The sequence below is a fragment of the Hoylesella pleuritidis genome (assembly GCF_963541955.1).
GTDB classification, from domain to species: domain Bacteria; phylum Bacteroidota; class Bacteroidia; order Bacteroidales; family Bacteroidaceae; genus Prevotella; species Prevotella pleuritidis.
In genome coordinates this window covers 67,817-89,420 of sequence record NZ_CAUTUT010000008.1, presented here as the reverse complement: position 1 = coordinate 89,420, position 21,604 = coordinate 67,817, and the positions used below count along the sequence as shown (strand labels likewise).

The 21,604-nt window shown below is 46.1% G+C and carries 19 protein-coding genes and 1 pseudogene; 8 read left to right on the top strand and 12 right to left on the bottom strand.

Going from position 1 to position 21,604, the window contains the following annotated elements:
- Window position 1: 1 nt before the first annotated feature.
- The 3 genes from RWY97_RS04900 to rlmN form a co-directional block, all read right to left on the bottom strand.
- Complete coding sequence (locus RWY97_RS04900) at window positions 2–1,096, bottom strand: PdxA family dehydrogenase (protein WP_315565845.1); 1,095 nt, start codon at window positions 1,094–1,096, stop codon at window positions 2–4.
- 21 nt (window positions 1,097–1,117) lie between these two features.
- On the bottom strand, window positions 1,118–2,047 hold the full coding sequence (locus tag RWY97_RS04895; protein WP_315565843.1) for a DUF4837 family protein: 930 nt from the start codon (window positions 2,045–2,047) through the stop codon (window positions 1,118–1,120).
- A gap of 93 nt (window positions 2,048–2,140) precedes the next feature.
- Entirely contained in the window at window positions 2,141–3,166 is a 1,026-nt protein-coding gene (gene rlmN / locus RWY97_RS04890; protein WP_024991746.1) for a dual-specificity RNA methyltransferase RlmN, read from the bottom strand.
- A gap of 159 nt (window positions 3,167–3,325) precedes the next feature.
- Here rlmN and RWY97_RS04885 point away from each other — a divergent pair.
- A pseudogene (locus tag RWY97_RS04885) lies at window positions 3,326–5,605 on the top strand (DUF4922 domain-containing protein); the annotation flags it as partial.
- Window positions 5,605–6,903, top strand: coding sequence for an MFS transporter (locus RWY97_RS04880; protein WP_315565841.1), 1,299 nt, complete (start codon window positions 5,605–5,607; stop codon window positions 6,901–6,903). The pseudogene RWY97_RS04885 and the gene RWY97_RS04880, both read left to right, overlap by 1 nt.
- A 29-nt stretch (window positions 6,904–6,932) precedes the next feature.
- Here the strand turns inward: RWY97_RS04880 and RWY97_RS04875 are convergent, their stop codons facing one another.
- Both RWY97_RS04875 and RWY97_RS04870 read right to left on the bottom strand, forming a co-directional pair.
- Window positions 6,933–7,823 (bottom strand): carbon-nitrogen hydrolase, encoded by an 891-nt coding sequence (locus RWY97_RS04875; RefSeq protein ID WP_315565840.1) that lies wholly within the window; start codon window positions 7,821–7,823, stop codon window positions 6,933–6,935.
- 15 nt (window positions 7,824–7,838) lie between these two features.
- On the bottom strand, window positions 7,839–8,885 hold the full coding sequence (locus tag RWY97_RS04870; RefSeq protein ID WP_315565838.1) for an agmatine deiminase family protein: 1,047 nt from the start codon (window positions 8,883–8,885) through the stop codon (window positions 7,839–7,841).
- A 115-nt stretch (window positions 8,886–9,000) separates the two neighbouring features.
- Here RWY97_RS04870 and RWY97_RS04865 point away from each other — a divergent pair, with 115 nt between their 5' ends.
- Window positions 9,001–9,606 (top strand): ABC transporter ATP-binding protein, encoded by a 606-nt coding sequence (locus RWY97_RS04865; protein ID WP_021584726.1) that lies wholly within the window; start codon window positions 9,001–9,003, stop codon window positions 9,604–9,606.
- Window positions 9,607–9,615: 9 nt separating this feature from the next.
- Window positions 9,616–10,410, top strand: a complete 795-nt coding sequence (locus RWY97_RS04860; protein WP_315565836.1) for an ABC transporter permease — start codon at window positions 9,616–9,618, stop codon at window positions 10,408–10,410.
- Window positions 10,411–10,999: 589 nt separating this feature from the next.
- Here the strand turns inward: RWY97_RS04860 and dapA are convergent.
- The 3 genes from dapA to RWY97_RS04845 all read right to left on the bottom strand — a co-directional run bounded on the left by dapA (window position 11,000) and on the right by RWY97_RS04845 (window position 14,338).
- Window positions 11,000–11,887 carry a 4-hydroxy-tetrahydrodipicolinate synthase gene (gene dapA / locus RWY97_RS04855; protein WP_273175814.1) on the bottom strand — a complete coding sequence of 296 codons (888 nt, stop codon included), beginning with the start codon at window positions 11,885–11,887 and terminating at the stop codon, window positions 11,000–11,002.
- 129 nt (window positions 11,888–12,016) lie between these two features.
- Window positions 12,017–12,748 carry a tRNA pseudouridine(38-40) synthase TruA gene (truA, locus tag RWY97_RS04850; RefSeq protein ID WP_315565834.1) on the bottom strand — a complete coding sequence of 244 codons (732 nt, stop codon included), beginning with the start codon at window positions 12,746–12,748 and terminating at the stop codon, window positions 12,017–12,019.
- Window positions 12,749–12,787: 39 nt separating this feature from the next.
- On the bottom strand, window positions 12,788–14,338 hold the full coding sequence (locus RWY97_RS04845; protein WP_315565833.1) for a ComEC/Rec2 family competence protein: 1,551 nt from the start codon (window positions 14,336–14,338) through the stop codon (window positions 12,788–12,790).
- 110 nt (window positions 14,339–14,448) lie between these two features.
- On the opposite strand from RWY97_RS04845, the gene RWY97_RS04840 reads away from it, so the two are divergent.
- Window positions 14,449–15,234, top strand: coding sequence for an EFR1 family ferrodoxin (locus RWY97_RS04840; RefSeq protein WP_315565831.1), 786 nt, complete (start codon window positions 14,449–14,451; stop codon window positions 15,232–15,234).
- 20 nt (window positions 15,235–15,254) lie between these two features.
- Complete coding sequence (locus RWY97_RS04835; protein WP_315565828.1) at window positions 15,255–17,048, top strand: M6 family metalloprotease domain-containing protein; 1,794 nt, start codon at window positions 15,255–15,257, stop codon at window positions 17,046–17,048.
- A 95-nt stretch (window positions 17,049–17,143) separates the two neighbouring features.
- Here RWY97_RS04835 and RWY97_RS04830 read toward each other — a convergent pair whose 3' ends face one another.
- From RWY97_RS04830 to RWY97_RS04815, 4 genes are all read right to left on the bottom strand, one after another.
- Window positions 17,144–17,818 (bottom strand): YggS family pyridoxal phosphate-dependent enzyme, encoded by a 675-nt coding sequence (locus tag RWY97_RS04830; RefSeq protein ID WP_315565827.1) that lies wholly within the window; start codon window positions 17,816–17,818, stop codon window positions 17,144–17,146.
- A 3-nt stretch (window positions 17,819–17,821) separates the two neighbouring features.
- Window positions 17,822–18,340: a DUF4494 domain-containing protein gene (locus tag RWY97_RS04825; RefSeq protein WP_039876974.1), complete on the bottom strand. Its 519-nt coding sequence runs from the start codon at window positions 18,338–18,340 to the stop codon at window positions 17,822–17,824.
- A 225-nt stretch (window positions 18,341–18,565) separates the two neighbouring features.
- Entirely contained in the window at window positions 18,566–19,198 is a 633-nt protein-coding gene (locus RWY97_RS04820) for an OmpH/Skp family outer membrane protein (protein WP_021584646.1), read from the bottom strand.
- Between the two features lie 32 nt (window positions 19,199–19,230).
- A complete protein-coding gene (locus tag RWY97_RS04815) occupies window positions 19,231–19,425 on the bottom strand; it encodes a hypothetical protein (protein ID WP_314739844.1) in 195 nt (64 codons plus the stop codon).
- Between the two features lie 90 nt (window positions 19,426–19,515).
- On the opposite strand from RWY97_RS04815, the gene RWY97_RS04810 reads away from it, so the two are divergent.
- Both RWY97_RS04810 and RWY97_RS04805 read left to right on the top strand, forming a co-directional pair.
- A complete protein-coding gene (locus RWY97_RS04810; protein ID WP_024991757.1) occupies window positions 19,516–20,973 on the top strand; it encodes an aminoacyl-histidine dipeptidase in 1,458 nt (485 codons plus the stop codon).
- A gap of 7 nt (window positions 20,974–20,980) precedes the next feature.
- On the top strand, window positions 20,981–21,349 hold the full coding sequence (locus tag RWY97_RS04805; RefSeq protein WP_315565824.1) for a hypothetical protein: 369 nt from the start codon (window positions 20,981–20,983) through the stop codon (window positions 21,347–21,349).
- Window positions 21,350–21,604 lie beyond the last annotated feature (255 nt).

Here is a 21,604-nt window from a genome sequence, read left to right as displayed (position 1 = left end):
ATTATTTCTCTATCACGCTGTTCTCGTGCTTTTTGGGAATAGTGAAGCGTGCTTTATCACTATCTTCACGCTTCTCATGATAGAGTTTCTTCAACGGATTACCCATAGGTGCATCGTAATTATGACGATTTCGGAACGCGTCTATGGCTGTATAGATGGCGTGACGGAATGAAAGCTCGTCAGCAATGCCTTTCCCAGCGATGTCGAAAGCGGCTCCGTGACAGGGTGATGTGCGTATCAAATCGAGTCCTGCGGTGTATTTCACACCCTGGGTGGGCGTCAATGTATTGAAAGGAACAAGTCCTTGGTCGTGATACATAGCCAAAATACCGTCGAAAGCAACATAATCTCTACTGCCGAAAAAATGCTCGGCACCGAACGGACCGAAGACATTGAGACCGTTGTCGGCCAACTCTTGCACAGTGGGTTGAATAATTTCGATTTCTTCTTTGCCATTACCGGTCGTATCGGGATTGAGTGCCAGCACGGCAATTCGCGGATTAGACAAGCGAAAATCGCGCCGAATGGTGCTGTAAAGGGTCGTTGCACGCTCTTTAACCAACTCAGAAGTAATGGCGTGAGGTACATCTTTGAGCGGCAGATTGTCCGTTGCCAAACCGATGCGTATCCCCTCATTAAGCAGTAAAGTCATCGGTTTCTTACCCTCAGAAATACTTTTTTCGATAAAGCCTGTTTGCCCGTTGAATCCTCGGATATGGCTGTTGTCCACAGGTGCTGTGACCAATACGTCGTAGAGTGACGACCGGAAATCGGTCATTGCACGGTCAAGCGCCAACAGCGCAGCATTACCAGATTCGTCGGTAGGTGTTCCCAATTCCACTTTTACTTCTTCTTCGTAGGTCGTCAAGAGGTTAACGCGCCCGTCAACAGCCTCTTCGGCATTGCCGATAATGCTAAATCCGGCCGGAACATCGAGTGCTTTGCGATGATAGGCGGCTGTCTTGGGCGACCCATATATAATAGGTGTACAAAGCTCTAACATCTCCGGCTCAACAAAAGTTTTAAAAATCAGTTCGTATCCGATACCGTTGGTATCGCCGTGCGTTATGGCAACGCGAATCTTTCTGTCTTCCATTATCGTGATAATTTATTGTATTTATTTTGTCGTCAGCGTGTAAAGCGAGGCTTCCAGCTGGCGTATTCTATTTCTTTTCTTCATTTCCGGAGCATAGACAAAAGCCTCTGCGACAAGCACCCCGCCGTCTTTTTGAATAATGCGACACACGAACGGCCCCCCCATTGCGTCGCCTTTCATCTCCCAAAGACCGCGTACGAGGAACCCGTTGTCTGTCTTTTGCACAGGCGGGTACACCGAACAACTGCCCGAAACGGTTTTCATAAACATCGCATCGCTCTCTCCTTTGATGTTGATTTGCATCACACTGTCGCGCAGGCGGATGAAATTCCGAGTGTCGGCAACTCCTAACCGGTAGATGCATAGGTTACGCATACCACTCGAAGCGTTGTCCGAAATCCACAGAAAATTGCTTCCCCGTTTGCTTGCCGTCATCTCTGCGGGTACCCACATACTTGCACCGAACATCTTACGAATCATCTTTTCAGCCTCGATGTTGTGCTTTCGTTTCAGTCGAGTAATCTCAACATTCATCTCAAAACGTGTCAACAACATTCGCAATCGTGGCGAAAGAGCCGGCATATCACGTTTCAATGCTGTCACAGAAGGTGTTCCGACATAAACGACCAACTGTGGTCGAGCATACAAGTTTTTCTCATACCGGATACGGGTACGACTGAATAACACACTGTCTACATTCACAATAATGATGCTCCGGGTCTGTTTCACGGCCTGATTGTAATGCGATCGATCCACGATCGATATGTCAAAGCTCGGTTCCGACTGCGGTAATCCCTCGGCGTCTGCATCGAGTGCGTGATAAACGAGACTGTCTCGGTCGTCTACCAAAAGCACTTCGTAAGGGCGTCCGCCGCCTTTCGGTAGCAACGAATCGCCCCCGCAAGAAAGCAGGAGCAATACTATACCGATGCAACTAACGGCTTTTCTCATTGCGTTTAACGGTTATTCATCGTGCATTTAACAGTTACTTGCGTTGCGTTTAACGGTTATTTAGCGTGCATTTAACGGTTACTTGCGATGCGTTTAATGGCTTTTCGCCGTAGACAGAAGGCCGCACGCCGCAAAGATGTCTTGTCCTCGACTGGCTCGGATGGTTGTAAACACCCCGTGAGCCGTAAGATAATCGCGAAAGATTTCCATCTTTTCGTCACTCGCTCCGTGCAGATCGATGTTCGGAATCGGGTGAAACCGAATGAGATTGATGCGGCAATCCACGCCTTTCAGCAACCGAACAATGGCTTTGGCGTGTGCCGGCGAGTCGTTAACGCCACCAAATACGATATACTCGAACGATAAACGGCGCTGGTGAGCGAAGTCGTACGTACGCAGCAAATCCACTACTTCCGTAATGGGCATTGCTTTTTGAGCCGGCATCAGTGCCGCTCTCTGTTCTGCAATAGGCGAATGCAGGCTGATGGCCACGTGACAATCGCTCTCGTCTAAGAAGCGTTTCAACTTACCGCGGATGCCCACACTACTCACCGTGATGCGCTTCGGGCTCCATGCATAACCGTAATCGGCTGTGAGAATTGTCGTTGCCCGCAACACGTTTTCAAGATTATCCATCGGTTCTCCTTGTCCCATAAAGACGATGTTGGTGAGCTTTTCGCGTTCGGGCAGCGAGTAAACTTGATTTAAAATATCGCCTGTCGTGAGATTTCCTTCAAATCCTTGCTTCCCAGTTTGACAGAAAAGACAATTCATTTTGCATCCCACCTGGCACGAAACACACAGAGTTGCACGGTCATTATCAGGGATATAGACCGTTTCTACAAACTTCCCGTTCACCGTCGGGAACAGATACTTGATCGTTCCGTCATCAGAGTGCTGTGCATCAATGGGATCGGCGCATCCGATTCGATAGCGTTCGGCCAATCGGGCACGATTATTCTTCGAGAGATTGGTCATCTCTTCGATGCTGTGAGCGTGCTGTACGTAGAGCCAACGGGCAATTTGCCCACCTGTAAAGGCCGGCATTCCCAGTTCTCTGACAGCCTCTTTCAGCTCGTTCAGCGTCATCCCCAACAGTGATTGCTTATCGTCGCTCATTCGATCTGTCTCCCGTTTTATCGCGCAAAGTTAATGAAAAACACGCTAAAATAGTGCTTTTTCATTTAATTTGTGCTATATTTGCAACACATTTAATGGATTTTTGATGCGATGACAGACAAAGGTGAGGATATGATTCAGCTCGAAAAATGCGGAAAAAACAAATTGAAACGATTCTTTGATAGGCAGTTGGAACAGTGGCCCGACGTGAAAACGCGATTTCAAAAGCTGGCTGTTGTGCAGGTACGAGACATCAATTGCGGGACGAATACAGTTAAAGTGCAGTTCAACCCCGCCCGAATGGTGTCTACGGGAGCGCGTATTGACAAGCAATCGCTGGGCAAACGGCCATGTTTCCTGTGTGAAAAGAACAGGCCGGAAGCACAGATCTCAAAGTTTATTGACGGGCAATTCGAGTTGCTTATCAATCCGTTTCCCATTCTGCCGATGCACTTCACCATCCCCGCCCATCGTCATCAGCCACAGCATATTTATGAGAACTATGGCGAAATTCATCGCATTCTGACCGAGTTTGATAATATTATAGTGTTCTATAACGGGCCGAAATGCGGTGCTTCAGCTCCCGACCATCTTCATTTCCAAGGCGGAACGAGCGGTATCTTACCCTTACAGACGAGTTGGCAGCGGCTGAGTGCGAATGCTGAAACCGTCGTTGCGATCAACGATGAAGAATATATCACAGCCATTCGCGATTTCGTTTGCCCTGCATTCTGTATTCACAGTCGAACCGAGAAGAGTGATGTAACACTGTTTCGGATGCTCTATGCCGTTCTGCCCAAGCTCGAAAACGATACCGAACCGATGATGAATATCGTGAGTTGGCGTACCGGTGGGAATTTCATCTCGGTGGTTTTCCCACGTCGGAAACATCGGCCTGCCTGCTACGATGCTGTGAGCGGCGCGCAACTATTGGTGAGTCCCGGTGCCATCGATATGGGCGGACTTCTCATTTTACCGCGCGAAGAAGATTATTTCCGCATTACTCCCGAAACCATTCAGCAGATATATGACGAAGTGAGTATTACTTTTGAAGATCAAGAGATTATCGGACAGCGTCTGAAAGATAGTTTCTCACTCAGTGGTTTGCGACAGATGGAAAAGCCTTTCAGTCGTCAACCGCTTGTAACGGTTGGTATTGTGAGCGGCAATGAACTACATCTCGTGCTCAACAAACCATATATGGCGAAAGGAAAAACCGTGAGTGGCGCACAGACCGTAAGCTATTCGGAAGGCGAAATATTATGGAACGGCAACCATTATCGTGAACTCACATTTCAACCGCAGGCTACCGACGCTTCGTTTACATTAGATGACGTAACGATCGGCATCGATTTTCATTGGGAACGCAAAGAAACACAAACCTTTCCGGGCACTCTCCGCTTGGTGGTAGACGGCGAACGAATTTTGGCTATTAATGAGCTGCCGGTAGAAAAATATTTAGAGAGCGTTATTTCGAGTGAGATGCGTGCCACATCTTCATTGGAATTACTCAAAGCTCACGCCATCATCTCACGCAGTTGGTTACTGGCTCAGATGCTGAAACGTCGTTCGGAGGATGACGAAACACGTGATCATTTCTCGTTTGTAAGGCGAGATGACGAGCTGATTCGATGGTATGATCACGAAGATCACACGCTTTTCGATGTATGTGCAGATGATCATTGTCAGCGCTATCAGGGTATAACGAAGGCCGCGAGCAGTCACGTGGCCGAAGCTGTGATGACTACTCGTGGTCAAGTCTTGATGAGTGAGGGTGAGATTTGCGATGCACGGTTCAGCAAATGCTGCGGGGGCGTGAGCGAGGAATATCAATTCTGTTGGGAAGATACACCTAAACCTTATTTGATTGCCGTGCGAGATGCGGACGAGAGAGCTGTTCCTAACTTGCAAAATGAAGAAAATGCTCTGCGATGGATTCATTCTGAGTCCACGGCTTTTTGTAATACGCAAGACAAAGAGGTGCTTTTGCAGGTGCTGAACGATTACGATCAAGAAACGGCCGACTTTTATCGGTGGCACGTTCACTATACACAAGAAGAACTTTCAACGCTTATCCAGCAGAAGACTAAGATGGATTTCGGTTGTATTGTCGACCTGATTCCGTTGGAACGAGGTAAAAGTGGGCGCATCTCTCGGTTGAAAATCGTAGGTACAAAACGCTCGTTCATCATTGGGAAAGAGTTGGAAATCCGCCGTACTTTAAGTGAGACGCATCTTTACAGCAGTGCGTTTGTTGTAGAAAAGAGTCATTTCGAGACCGGCATTCCACAGCAATTCGATATCCACGGAGCCGGTTGGGGACACGGAGTAGGGCTCTGTCAGATCGGTGCTGCTGTGATGGGAGCCGATGGTTATCGGTATGATGAGATTCTGTTGCATTACTATCGCGGTGCAACAATCAATAAACTGTATAAGTAATGAAGCGTATTAACCCTTGGACTTGGGTGCCTTCGCTGTTCTTCTCAGAAGGTTTGGCGTTCGTAGGCATCACAATGCTGTCGCTGATTCTGTATAAACAGCTTGGCCTAAACAATGCCGAAATCACGTTTTATACAGGTTGGCTCTACCTGCCTTGGGTAATCCGACCACTTTGGAGACCGTTTCTCGATTTGTTCCGGACACGCCGTTGGTGGCTCCTTTCAGCCGAATTGCTAATCGGAGCGGCATTCGGCGGTGTGGCATTGGCCATTCCAACATCTGTTTGGCTGCAAGGAACGCTGGTCGCTTTTTGGTTGGCGGCATTCGCACTTGCCGTCCATTACAGTGTTGCACACGATGTCTATGAAGCTGAATTGGTACACGAAAGGCGCCGATGGTTCCGCAAAGTGCAGTCAATAGCGTGTTATCTCGGGATGATTTTCGGGCAAGGTATCTTGATAATGATTGCCGGTAACGTGCAAGTTATTCAACGCGGGAGCATCAGTTATTCGTGGAGCTTGGTGTGTTATGCTGTGACAGGCATTTTTATTTTGCTGTGGTTGTGGAACGGATTGCTGCTCCCGCGTGGCGAAACAGGGCACCTCCATCGCCGGTTTAATTTACGACGAGTGTGGAACGAGACAGTTATTGTGGTGCGAGACTTTCTCGAACAGCCGCAGATTGTACCAAGTGTGCTCTTCCTTTTGTTCTTTATAATGCCCGAAGGATTGCTTTCCAAAGTATCATCGTTGTTCTTGATAGATGCCGTTCGCAAAGGAGGTCTGGGCCTTTCACCGCAAGAATACGGTTTAGTACAGGGTTCTGTGGGGATAGCCGGCCTCTTGATTGGTTTTATCGGAGGGGTAAACATCATTTCGAAAGATGGACTACAGCGGTGGATTTGGCCGATAACATTGGCCGCAATGCTACCCCACGCATTGTATCTTTATTTAAGTGAAGTTCAGCCCGCGGGACTTTTGGTTACCGGTTTGTGTGTATTAGTGGAACAAATAGGATTCGGACTCGGTCTTGCTGCATACCTTTTCTATATCGGTTACATCTGTCGCACAGGCTTTCGAACCTTCTATCATACGATGAGTATAGCTTTTATGGCTGTCTCGATGATGATTTCGGGACTCTTTTCAGGCACTTTACAGGAGCAAGTGGGCTATAATTCGTTTTTCCTTATTGTTGTTATGTTCAGTATTTTGCCGCTCATCGCCGTAGCGCTTATCCGTATTGACCCCGACTTCGGTAAACGAATGACAGGAAAGTCACGCCGCATTAAAATCAGATAAGTCTCATTTCTTATTCTCTATAACGGTTTTCAGTCGATAAATCTCTGCTCAATGGCACCGTATTGATCGATTCGACGGTCACGCAGGAACGGCCACCAGCGACGCACTTGTTCGCTGTTGGCGAGATCGATAGTGACAATTTGTAACGTCTCTTCATTATCCGAAGCGCGGAAAAGAAACTCACCTTGCGGACCGCAAACAAAACTACTGCCCCAGAATTGAATACCATCGGTCTGTCCCGAAGGATCTTTCTCGAAACCAACACGATTGACCGAGATGACAGGAAGCCCGTTGGCAATGGCGTGTCCGCGCTGGACCGTAGTCCAAGCATCGCGTTGTCGCTGTTGTTCCTCAGGTAAATCATCAGCCGAATAACCGATAGCTGTGGGGTAAATCAATATCTCTGCGCCTTGTAAAGCCATCAATCGGGCAGCCTCGGGGTACCATTGATCCCAACAAACGAGCACACCAAGTCGACCGACAGATGTCTCAACAGGATGGAATCCGATATCTCCGGGCGTGAAATAGAACTTTTCGTAATAAGCAGGATCATCCGGAATGTGCATCTTTCGATATTTCCCGACCGGCGTTCCGTCACGTTCGATAACCACAGCAGTGTTGTGATAGAGGCCGGGAGCACGTCGTTCAAATAAGGATATGACAATTACCGCATTGCATTCGCGTGCCAGTTGGCCAAAGAATGCAGTCGAAGGACCGGGTATCGGTTCTGCTAAATCAAAATTGTTGACGTCTTCCGTTTGGCAGAAATACAGTGAATTGTGCAGCTCTTGTAGCACAATCAGCTCGGCACCTTGCGCTGCAAGCGTCCTCACACCGACTTCAAGTCGGTGCATATTGTCTGTAATATCGGCTGTGTTGTGCTGTTGCAGTAAGCCGACCGATAGTTCTTTCTTCGTCATTTGCTTGTGATTTTATCAGAGTAAACCCCTTGGGAACTGCATCGTCAGGCAGTGAACGGACCCGTGTTGGCGAATGATCGTACGGGCATCGATGCCGATTACCTCTCTGCCTGGATAGGCTTGAGCAATCGTTTGCATTGCTTCGGCATCCTTTCGAGGTTGATTATACGTGGGGCAAAGCACTGCCCCATTGATGATCAAGAAGTTAGCATAAGTGGCGGGAAGTCGTTCCTGTCCGTCGAAAATCGCTTCGGGCATCGGCAATTTCAACAGTTTGTAAGGCTTGCCATCAGCTTTCCTCAGTGCCATAAGCTGTTGCTCCAAGGCCCGGAAATCATCGAACTGCTCATCATCAGCATCATTGCATCCTATATATAATAAGATATCGTCGGGTGCTGTACGTACAATCGTGTCGATATGTCCATCTGTATCGTCGCCAATCAGATTCCCGTGATCGAGCCAAACAACACGTTTTGCCCGTAAATAGGCCTTTAATTGCGCTTCGATAAAAGACTTTTTGCACGGAAAATTGCGGTTCTTTGCCAACAGACATTGGCTTGTCGTAAAGATAGTTCCGCGTCCGTCACTCTCAATGGAACCGCCCTCAAGCACGAAATCGGTATGATCTTCGGGAACAACGGAGAAGAAACCGGCCGCTGCCAAACGGCTGTTGATCGTATTATCTAAAACCGATGGAAACTTCTCTCCCCATCCATTGAACTTGAAATCAAGCGGAAGCACACGTCCGTCACTTGCAATGAGCGTGAGAACAGCGTGATCTCGCGCCCAGGTATCATTCGTTGGACACGCGAAAAAATGCAACCTACTGTGCCATCGGGCGTCGATCTCATCGTAAAGACGGGCTTTCACGGGTGCCGGATCAGGTATAACGATCAGCAACGGTTCGTATCTGACAATAACGCGAGCCATTTCCACACACGTGTGTGTGATGTCTTCGAGATACGGGAGCCAGTCGGTCGCAGCGTGCGGCCACGTCATCTGTACGCCCGATTGCTCGCTCCATTCGGCCGGCAGAACATAATCCGTTTGATGAGATTTCATTGTTTGCTTGCTCATTTTGCGTACAAAGTTACGCTTTTCTTGCCATAATTCGGTACAGGAGCCGCGTTTTTAGAATTTAATTCGTATTTTTGCAGGAAATATATTCAACTCACTGATGCTGGAATTTAAGAATGTTCGCGTGTCGAAAGATGGCCGAGTACCGTCGGCCGCTCTATCGTTTATCGTCCGACGAGGCGAGATGCTTTATATGCGCGGCGGCAAAGGCTGTGGTAAGTCGTCGTTGGTCGAAGCTACAATGGGGTTTACACCCATTTCCGAAGGCTATATTACGATAGAAGGCGAACCCGTAACGCCTGCATCAGCAGCCACATTTCGCCGCCTAATAGCTTATGTTCCGCAAGACCTGCGACTGTCAGAGGCCACGCCCGCAGCACTTTTCGATCGAGTAGCTCGGCTCAGAATAAATCAGAAAAACAGTCTTTCCAAGGATTCATTATTGGCATTTTGGGATGCCGTGAACATCGACCGAACCTATTATGAAATGCTTTTCGACACGATGGATGAGGCAACACGGCGCGTACTCATACTTTCATTGGCCGGTATTTTGCGTCGACCACTGGTCTTGGTAGATGAATCGTTGACTGCAACCGAAGACATTCTGTTGCGCAAAATGGCTCAACAAGGCTCTGCCGTACTTGTTACGGGTTGTCGTGAAACAGGTGAAGGAATGTATGATAAACAAATAACGCTTGAAATATAGGATACTGTTATGATGCTGTTTTTACAAGTAATATTAGGCCTCTTAATGCTGGCCACACCGTTTTTCATCATCTTCCGCTACCGTCTCAACATTTTGAAGAAAACCGTTTTGGCATTGCTCAAACTGTCGGTAACGATGATTCTGACAGCTATTTTCCTGCAATATCTCTTTGAATGGAACAGTGTGACAGCCAATTTTATGTGGATTCTTCTGATGATCGGCATAAGTGCGGCAGGCATTTTGCGCAAAGCCCGACTACAACCGATGCGTTTTCTTATTCCCATCGGTATAGGAGTAGCCGTGACTTCGCTATTGACAGGGTTTTATTATGTGATTTTCATCTTAGGGAAAAACACGCCTTTCGATGCCCGTTATCTGATTCCTGTGGTGGGATTGCTCATCGGCAATATGGTAGAAAACAACGGACGAGCACTCGCAACTTATTATTCGGGCTTGCAATATCACGCCCAACTCTATACATATCTGCTTGGAAACGGGGCCACTCACAATGAAGCCGTGCGGTATTTCGTGAAAAGAGCCTTAGAGAAAAGCGCCATCGCGAATCTTGCCAATATGTCAGTTGTCGTCACAGGAATGTCGCCTGTATTACTGTGGAGTATGCTTTTAGGCGGTACAGACATCTTGACGGCTGTGGTTTTTCAGGTCACAATGAGTATTGTAATGTTCTGTACATCAATGATTTCACTACTGATTACATTACGTATAGCCCGCAGTTATTCATTCGATAGCTACGAACGGCTGCGTAATGTCAGGCCCGTCGTTGATACAAATCAATCGGTTTGATTTACGTCAAAAAGACAATCGAATAATCATCTTTCTTTAATCAAATTGTTGCCGCACACAGTTTAGGGTATTATCTTTGCACAAGTTTTAGCGAACAAGCTCCAAATCGATAGATAAAAGAGAGTTTAAAGGATAACGATAGGATAACAACAGTGTAAAGAAGAAAGGAAAAAGATTATGAGAAAAATGGTTAGAAAGATTGTAGAAAGCAAGAAATTGAACAAGTATTGTGTAAATGTTCTGAGGATGTATAATGTCGGCCGCGTAACCCTTCCGGTTTAAACGGCTGCATAAGAATTAAAAAGCCGGACTGAGATCCAATGTGATTTGAGTCCGTTTTTTATATCTTTTCGTGAACTTGTTTCTCCTTTGTTTATCGATTATGCACGAGGGGTAATGCGACTGACCGTTAAACACACGGCAACTAACCGTTAGTTACACGTTGATTAATGATTAAATGCAGCGCGATTAACAGTTAGTTGCACTGTGATTAACAGTCAGTCGCAAATAGGCTCATATCTTATTGAAAACCAAGTAGATATAAAGTCAGTAAGAAAACGGAATCATTGAGTAGTTTTTCAGATGAAAATCAGATGCGTAACTCTTTCAGAATCTCGGCCATTTTCTGCATTGTGGTGATACGTGTAGGTACAAGGGGCAGACGCAACTCGTTCTCAATCATTCCCATTTCGTGAAGTAACGCTTTGACACCGGCAGGATTTCCGTCAACGAAAAGTAAACTGTAAAGTTCCGTGAAACGATGATGGATTTTACGGGCAGCTTCATACTCACCATTAAACTCCAGTCGAATCATCCGCGAAAACTCCTTAGGAAGTGCATTACCGATAACAGAAATCACACCGGCTGCACCGCTCGCAATCATCGGGAAAGTCAGTGCATCATCGCCACTGATAACATCAAAGCGGGCAGGTTTATTCTTAATAATCTCATCTACCTGCTCTAAACTGCCGCCGGCTTCCTTAATTGCAATAATGTTCTCACAATCTTCAGCCAGCTGAACCGTTGTTTCCGCTTTCAGATTAATACCCGTTCGTCCCGGCACATTATACAAAACGACTGGCAATGGACTGGCTTCCGCAATAGCTTTAAAATGCCGATAAAGGCCCTCCTGCGACGGTTTATTATAATATGGGCACACACTGAGGACACCACTTACACCCAGCCAATCGGTTTCCCGAATTTCTTCCACGACAGCCCGCGTATTGTTGCCTCCACAACCCATCAAAATCGGCACTCTGCCTTTCACTCTATTGACAACAAGCGTCTTAATGGCCGACTTCTCATCTTTGGTAAGACAGGGGGTCTCTCCCGTAGTAGCGAGAATACAGAGAAAGTCTGCGCCGTTGTCAAGTTGATAGTCTATGATGCGTTTCAGCGCATTATAGTCAACAGATCCATCGCTCGTAAAAGGTGTAATAAGGGCAATACCCAGGCCTTTAAATATATTATGTGCCATAAGATGAGTTTCTTTTCACCTGCAAAGATAACGATTTTTACGATTAAACGACGAAATGCGCAATGATATTTTAATCTTATTGCATGGATTGGAAGCCTTTTGTCATAAACAGAAAAACGCGAATGTCAATCAATATCGGATGTCTTCGAGGAACAATGCATTACCCGGCATACTCTCGCCCGCAGCCGATCGGTTACGCCCTTCAATGATTCGGGAAAACTCGTCGACCGTTATTCGCCCGCGCCCTACCTCAATAAGCGTGCCTACAACGGCACGAACCATATTGCGAAGAAAACGATCGGCGGTGATGCGAAAGTACCATGTGTTGGGCGAAGTCTGTATCCAGCAGGCCTCGGTCACATCACACAGCGTGGTCTTCACATCGGTATGGCTCTTGCAAAAAGCGCCGAAATCCTTCGCACGAATCAGATGTCGGGCGGCCTCATTCATCCTTTCGAAATCCAAATTCCAGTGCAACTCACAGGAATAAGCTCGTAAAAACGGATCGCGACGTGTATGAACGTAATAGTGATAAGTACGACTCACGGCTGAGAAACGCGCGTGCATCTCGGCAGTAACAGCTTCTACACGATCAACGGCAATGTCTCGTGGCAACACACGATTAAGTTTATAAGCCAACTGCGTGCCTTCGATCGATCGATCGATATCAATGTGAGCAACCATTACACGCGCGTGAACACCCGTATCGGTGCGTCCTGCTCCCACAACATCCACCTTCTCACGCAACAAAACAGTCAAAGCCCGCTGCAATTCGGCCTGCACCGACGAGCTGTGCGGCTGAATCTGCCAGCCGTGATAGCGCGTCCCATCGTAACTCAAATAAATAAAATAACGTTGCATAATCGTTTGCAAAGGTACGAAAATATTATTTTTAGGAATTCAGATAAGCGATCTTCTGTATATTTTCCGCACATAGTGAACTGCAATATACACACATACAATGAGTAAGTAAATCAAAATGAGCTGCCACTGATTGATATTAATACCCTCGATAGCAGCTCCCGGTAATGCAGCAATATGAAAAACGCCGCCATTAAGACATTCAGCAACAAGTAAAATGAAATTGGCCAAATACTTCTGAATCGTTACAAACGGTGCAAAGGCAAACATCGCAAACGACGAATAGAGAATAATCATAGCGGCAGGAATGACGAGAAAATTCGTCAACAGAAAATAGCAAGAGAATCGACCAAAGTAAAATGCGACGAGCGGAGCCGTTCCTACTTGTGCAGCAACAGAAACAGCAACCATCGACCACAATATCTTCACGACACATAATGAGCTCGGAAGTCGGTCGGGCAGCATATTATAAATCGGTCGAAACAAAATAAAGATGGCCAATACAGCCGCAAACGACAACTGAAAACCGACGTCCCAAAGATTGAGCGGATTACTGATGAGCATTACGATAGCGGCCAACGACAGGGCATTGACCGACATCCGATTTCTGCCCAACAGCGAGGCTACGACATAAATGGAGATCATCACAGCTGCACGAACTACCGACGGCGACATCCCCACCAAAATAACATAGCCCCAAATACTGCTGAGCACGAAGCCTTGTGTTACCATTCGCCATCTGCGCCGCGGAAAAAGCAGTGTCAGAAAGGCGTAGATAATTCCCAGATGAAGTCCCGAAAGGGCCAAGATATGTGATCCCCCAGCGATGGAATAAACTTCTTTTACGTCACGACTTAGTTCGCTTTTGTCGCCCAAAGTCATCGCTGCAACTACAGCACGAGCCTCTCCATCAATGCCACCGACAACATATCGGTCTGTCAATTGCTGTCTCAACCGCAATGCTGAAAGTCGAATCCGTTCCCATCCGGATAGTACCGAACAATCGGGCAATATTTCACGCCACTGCGTATAATAAATAAATGTTTCGGCAACAAAGCCATGCACCTGCAACCAACGCCCATAATCGAAGTGAGACTGAGGATAGAATTGGGTAGGATGAGTCAAAACAGAGCGTGCCATCAACGCGTCACCGAGACTTATTTGTCGGTATCTGCCTTCCACCGTATCACGCAGCAAGGCTGCTTTCACACGCAAAGGTTGCTCGCACCGACTGTTGGCACAACGCGTGATGAGCATATCAAAGCGGATGACTTTTCCTCTGACAACAGGCTGACTCGTGACGATCGCCTCGTATTCCACCTCTTTTTCAGGTAACACCACACGCAATCGCCCCTCTTTTAAGACCGTTATCCAAATGCCGAGAACAAAGACCGCGAAAAAGATCAGACACGTTTCTATCACTGGTTTGAAGCGAGTAAAACAGAGCGGAAACAATAAAAGTCCCAAAATGGACAGCCAAAGCCACAGCGGGACACGGTCGCCCACCCCATCGCCCATAATGATTCCCGCACACAACACAACGGCAATGCGCAACAACGGGAATAATTGTATCTTTCCATTTGTATCCATCCGGCTTAGATAATGCGGTCTGGCTGCAAATATAATCAAATAAATTGACACACAAAACCATTTATTCCGGTTTATTTTGTTATTCAAACAAATAACCGTAACTTTGCAAAATGGTATTCTATTTCTCCGGAACGGGCAACACGCAATGGGCAGCCGAAGAATTGGCACGCACTATCGGGGAGACGTTGATCAACATCTCGGAAGCCCAAAACGGTGAAAGCAAATTCAGACCGGAACATAACGAGCGGATCGGATTCTGTTTCCCCGTTCACGGATGGCGGCCGCCCGTCAACGTGAGACGTTTTATTGAGAAGCTGCGTATTGAGAAATCGGAAAGGCATTATTGCTATGCAATCTGTACGGCAGGCGACACAGTAGGAGAAACTATGGATTATCTGCAAAACGACTTGCAGAAAAGCGGTCTGCAATTAGATGCGGCTTGGTCGCTGATAATGCCCGAATCATATGTCGGTTTGCCGTTTATGGATGTGGATACTCCTGCAAAGGAACAGGAGAAAAAGGAACAAGCTGCACGCGATTTGCAGAAAATCATTCCACATATCATCAACCGTGACCGAGAAATTTTCAGACTGACGCGCGGCCATTGGCCAAGAATCAACAGCCGACTCATCGGCAGTTTCTTTCTGAATCACCTGATTACCGACAAGTACTTTCGTGTGGAAAGCAAGCGATGTGTCAAATGCGGCATCTGTGCAGATGTCTGTCCGACCGATGACATAGCCGGAGGTCTGGGGCAAAAACCAGCCTGGAAGCATACGGGTAATTGTCTAACATGCTTCTCCTGCTACCATCACTGCCCGCATCACGCCATCGAATTTGGTCGAATGACCAAGAACAAAGGGCAATATTGGTTCAACCGCAGGACTATCCGATAACAAACAATTCAAGCAACGATATGAAGAAACTTTTACTTTTATTCACGATTGTGATGTGTGCAACGACTATTCGTGCAGCGAAGGCTTACTCACTACCTGTTGATGTAACCCAACCCGACGGTACGCAATTGACCGTTGTGGGGCACGGTGACGAGCATTTCAACTGGTGTTCGACAACAGACGGTGTGATACTGGCACATATCGGATATACTTATTATATTGCAGACATTGATCAAAACGGCCAAATCAAAGCTACGACTCAGCTGGCCCACAATGTCGGGCAACGTAGTAACGCCGAACTGAAGCTGATCAAACGACAAAACAAAACTGCCTTTTACGCTGCCGGAAAGCGGGCTGCTGAAATTGCCGAAACACGTTCTTACGAATGGAATGCAACGACTTTCCCACACACCGGAAAGCCGAAAGCATTGGTAATCTTAGCAGAATTCAGCGACACTGTATTTTCATTAACCAATCCGAAAGCGTCTTTTGAACAATATTTGAACGGAACAGAGAGACCGAAAGATTTAGGTCACGGTGAGAACAGAAATTACGGAAGCGTTGCAAAATATTTTACGGATATGAGTTTCGGTACATTTACGCCGCAATTCGATATTATCGGTCCCGTAAGATTGAACAATCCGTTGCGTCATTACGGTGCAGGAAGCGGCGATAATATGCAAGACTTCATCTCAGATGCGTGTACCGCCGCACAGGCTAAGGGCGTCGACTTCTCTCAGTATGATGCAAACAATGACGGATATGTTGATCTTGTCTATGTAATTTATGCCGGATACAGTGAAAGTATTAGTGGAAACTCGTCGGATTGCATCTGGCCTAAGTCAGGGAATTACCCCACTTCTAAAACCTTTAATGGTAAAAGCATCGGCAGATATGGGGTCAACGGCGAACTCAATTACACCCCAAAACATAAAAACGGAAAGAAAATCAACGGCATCGGACTCTTCTGTCACGAGTTCTCTCACTGTATAGGGCTACCTGATTTTTACACAACGACGGCAGCGCCAGAGGAAACTCAGGTAGCCAACAATCAGGAATTGGAATTCTGGGATCTGATGGATGGTGGTGAATACGTACGTGACGGATACAGACCTACGGCCTATTCGGCGTGGGAACGCGAAGCAATGGACTGGACAACAATAGAAACATTGAGTGAAAGTATAGCCAACATCAAGCTCAAAACATTAGACAATGGAGGCAAAGCTTATCGTATTTTTAATCCCAATGACGTCTCTAAAAACGAATATCTGCTTGTAGAGAATGTGCAATGCGAGAATTGGAACGATGCACCCAAGCAGAAAGGACACGGAATGTTAGTCTATCACGTAGAATATGATGAGGCTTCATTTGCATTGAGCAGCAACAGTGTGAATAATATTCTGGGGCATCCGAGAATGACATTGGTACCGGCCGACGGGCTATTATTAAATAGAGGAAAAGCAGCAACGGCAAAAGATTATTATACACAGATGCAAGGTGATCCATTCCCTGGCACCAGTGGGAAGCACGAATTAAATCGAACAATGAATCTGCCCAATTTTAAATGGTATACAGGGAAAAGCAATGACTACTCTATTAGTCAGGCTTTTAAAAACATAAAAGAAAAAAATGGCGTTATCACTTTCGACTTTATCAAAGACTTTACCACAGATATTAAATCGCCGAACAACATAAATAATACTTTTACTGATGGTAAAATCTATACCATCGACGGCCGATATATGGGCACAAATAAAGCAATTCTTCCACACGGCCTCTATATAATGAACGGGCAAAAGTTCGTAATACAATAACCACGAACTTATAAAACGAAAGGTGACAGCCCCGACAATCAAGTTGTCGAGGCTGTCGCCTTTTCTTATAACAATACCATTCTATATTAAAGTAATCAATATACACGCGATCCGAAGATCGTTGTTCCGACTCGAACCATTGTCGAACGACAGTCAACAGCTATCCGATAATCGTGGCTCATCCCCCAACTCCGTTCCTTGAAAGTAGCATCATTCGCAAAGTATTGCGCTTTCACTTCGTCGAAGAAAGTTGCTGCCGCAAGAAATTCAGCACGTATCTGTTTTTCGTCTTCCACGTTCGAGGCCATCATCATCAATCCGCAGATACGCACATTATGCAATTCCCGCCATTCGCCTGACGCCAACAGACTGCGACAGTCGTCCAAAGTCAGTCCATATTTAGTCTCCTCTTCGGCAATATGCAGTTCAAGAAGTACATCAATTACACGGTTATTCTTAGCCGCTTGTTTATTGATTTCACGCAATAATTTGGGCGAATCCACCGCATCGATCATTGTGATATAAGGTGCGATAAACTTCACCTTATTGGTTTGCAAATGGCCAATGAAATGCCACTCGATATCTTTTGGCAATACCGCCTGTTTCTTAGAAAGCTCTTGCTCGTGGCTTTCGCCAAACACCCGCTGCCCTGCCGCATATGCCGCTTCAATGTATTCGGTGGGATGATATTTACTCACGGCAACAAGTTTGACACCCTCAGGCAAGTCAGCTAACACACCACGCAGATTCCGAGCCACATCAAAATCCATCGCTTATACCTCCTTCGACTCCGTTTGTTCTGCCTGCTCGTATTCGGGTTTATCGTCAATTTCATTACGTTTCAAGGGCTGATTATGCTCGAAGACATCCATCATAGGAGTCTCATAAACACCGGCAATTACATAATCGATCATTGTTCCGCTCATCACCTCATCAATATTCTTAACAGCTCCAAGCAAAGTACCAGCCTGAATCAAATAATTGATATTGGAACGTTTTTCTTTTTCGGTCTTCTCATCAATTGTGATAAATTGTAATTTAGCCCGATACCAACGATCATCGTTACCGTTATCGCTGAAAAATATCTCTTTATAAGGCGCCGTTTTGATACCCGTAATTTTGAAATCGCCGCTGATATACATTGACATTTCCTCTGTTATGCTGGCCTCTGCTTCTGTAAAGCTCAGCGCATCCACTACATACGACTCGGTAACGGCTTTCATCGAACCGTCTTCCATTGTTTTTTCATAACGTATTTTGGTTTCAAACCAATCTGCTGTTCTCGATCTCATCATTTCATTTGAATTAAATTGGTTTTGCAAAGGTATATAATTTCCCGGATGAAGGCAAATAAAGCGAAAGAAAATCATTTTCCTATCAATTTACGATTTTCCATCACTTGTAAAGCATCCATATGCACTGTACAAAGGAGATAACTCTCAAACATTTATAAACAAGATCGCCGTACCCCTATCAATGAGGCACGGCGATCTTCTGTTCTATTTCAAAAAGCAATCTTATTTCTTCTTTTCCGCAGCAGCTACAGCCGTTTTGATGGCTGTCGACGGCTTGTATGCTTTGTTCAAACCGGCAATAACAACATCGGTAATATCATAGGCTTTATCTGCGTAAAGCAAATTATTACCCGCTTTACTGAGGATTAAACTATATTTTTTGTCCTTATTATAATCTGAAAGGAAATGCTGAATAGAATCGCTCAGAGCCTTATTGAACTTGGCTGTTTCGGCATCGAACTCGTTACCTAAACGCTGACCGAGTGCCTGAACATCATTACTTTGACGCTGCAAATTGGCCTGAATGGCTTCTGCTTGCTCACGAGTATAAGCATTCTGTTGAACTTTCTGTTGGAAATTAGCTGCTGCCGCCTGCAATTGTTGCTGCTTGGCAGCCAGCGTATTCTGAATATTTTGCCCTTTCTTCTGCAAAATCTGGGAGTAATCTTTGCAGAATTGATACTGTCCCATTATCGAATCAACTTCCACGTAAGCGATTTTCATATTGGTAGAACCGGCTGTAGCCGTCGACACCGACTTCTGATCCATCTGCGGATTACTTCGATTGCACGCCGTTATTACCATCGTTGTGGCTGCAACCACCGCCAATGTACGAATTACTTTTGTCTTTTTCATTTTATCGTTTAATTATTTTTATCGTATAAATATCAATAAGCCTTTCCCTCTGCACGTGCTTCCCGATCCTGATCTATCACGCAATGAATGCCTTTCCGACGCAACCCTGCATTGTCGTGAATGTGTTGCGACGAGAACTTGCCACCTTTCTTGAAAATCAATTTAACGCATAACAATACAAGAGAGATAGCAATTATTAACACGCTTAATAAGAGAGTTCGCAGCATTTTTACTATTTTTGCAAGTGCTCTGACACTTTATTTGGGTACAAAGATAATACAATTAGCCAATAAACCAAAATAAAATAACATAAATAAATGAATAAAATGAATTTGAAACCGGCGCGAGTTTTCGAGCAATTCGCCAAAATCAACGAGATTCCTCGCCCTTCCAAGCACGAGGAAAAGATGACTGCTTACTTACAAGAGTTCGGTAAAAGTCACGGTTTAGAGACCATTGTCGACGAGATCGGCAATGTTTTAATCAAGAAACCGGCCACTCCCGGCTATGAGAATAGGCAGACCGTGATTCTTCAAAGCCACCAAGATATGGTGTGCGACAAACTGGTCGACGTTGAGTTCGACTTCAACACGGATGCCATCCAGACGTATGTCGACGGCGAATGGTTGAAAGCCAAGGGTACGACTCTCGGTGCAGACGACGGCATCGGATGTGCCATTGAGTTGGCTATTCTTGATAGCGACGACATCGAACACGGTCCGCTGGAATGCGTTTTCACCGTAGACGAGGAGACACAGCTCACCGGTGCTTCGGCAATGAAACCCGGATTTATGAGCGGCACAATGCTGATCAATCTTGATTCAGAGGACGAGGGCGAGATGTTCGTATCCTGCGCGGGCGGTCGAAGCACTGTAGCCACGTTCCGATTTACACGCGAAGATGCTCCGAAAGACTATTTCTTCGTCGAGATTTCACTCAAAGGCTTGACGGGAGGACACTCCGGTGACGACATCAACAAGCGCCGCGCGAATGCCATCAAGATTCTGTCGCGTTTCGTATATAATATGGAAGAGAAATACGGCAGCCGTTTAGTGAGCTTCAATTCGGGAAAACTACACAACGCAATACCGCGTGACGGGCGGGCCGTTATTGCCGTTCCCAATGCCGTGAAAGAGCAAGTGCGGGCCGATTGGAATGTATTTACGGCAGCCGTTGAGGATGAATTTCACGTTACCGACACGTCGATGGCATTTAAAATGGAGAGCACCGAGCCTGCGAAAGTCATCTCAGCAGAAGCCGGAAAGAATATCGTTCGTGCCCTGCAAGCCGTTGACAACGGTATTTTTGCTATCTGTCAGGACGAAGCCTTGGGTGGAATGGTTGAGACATCAAGCAACATCGCCGTGGTGAAAACCAGTGAAACAGAAATGGAAATACTTGCTTCGCAACGCAGCAATGTGATGAGCAATCTCGACAATCAATGCAATACGATTAAAGCTGTATTCCAGTTGGCAGGCGCAGAAGTCATTCAAAACGATGGTTATCCGGCTTGGAAGATGAATCCCAACAGCCAACTCACCAAAGCGGCAGTAGACGCCTACAAGAAGATTTTCGGTAAAGAACCTATTGTTAGAGGTATTCACGCAGGCTTGGAATGCGGTCTTTTCTCCGAGAAATACCCAGAATTGGATATGGTTTCGTTCGGTCCGACGCTGCGAGACGTACATACACCCGACGAGCGTTTACTCATTCCGACTGTCCAAATGGTGTGGGATCATCTCTTGGAGATGCTGAAACACATTCCCAACAAATAAAATTCGGATGACAAAAATCCGCAACATTCTATTCGCTTCGCTCGCCGCAGTCTTCTTATCAAGCTGCGGCGAGCAGTACAAAGCTAAGCAATTGGTAAGCAATTTTCTTGACCGCAGCTTGGCTGAAAAGGATTTTTCCATTGAGAATTGCTCTAAATTGGATTCCACCTATTATATAACAGACAGTACACTCAATGCAATGCGCGCCGCATCTCGAAAAGATGCACCGTTCATCCGGGCTCGATACGAAGGCGTCAAGCGGTCAAAGAAGTTGCTTTTCATCCGCATAGACTATACAAATAACGGTCGAAAGCACACCCAAACATTCTATATGGACGACCGATTGCAACACGTTGTAGCCTTCAAGAACAACTGAACGCAGATTCGCAGACAGTTTCTTACGAATCTGTTTCATTTCCTACACTTTACGACTAATGCTTAATCGCAGCGCATTTAACTATTAAATGCGCTGCGATTAACGGTTAAACGGCCTGCATTTAATGGTTAGTTGCCTTACAACTAATGGTTAAACGCTGGGTGATTAACTGTTAATTGCAGCACAAAGTAACAGTTAAACGTATCGTAATTAACCATTAAACGCGGAGCAATCAGATTGGCACGGTATTTGCAT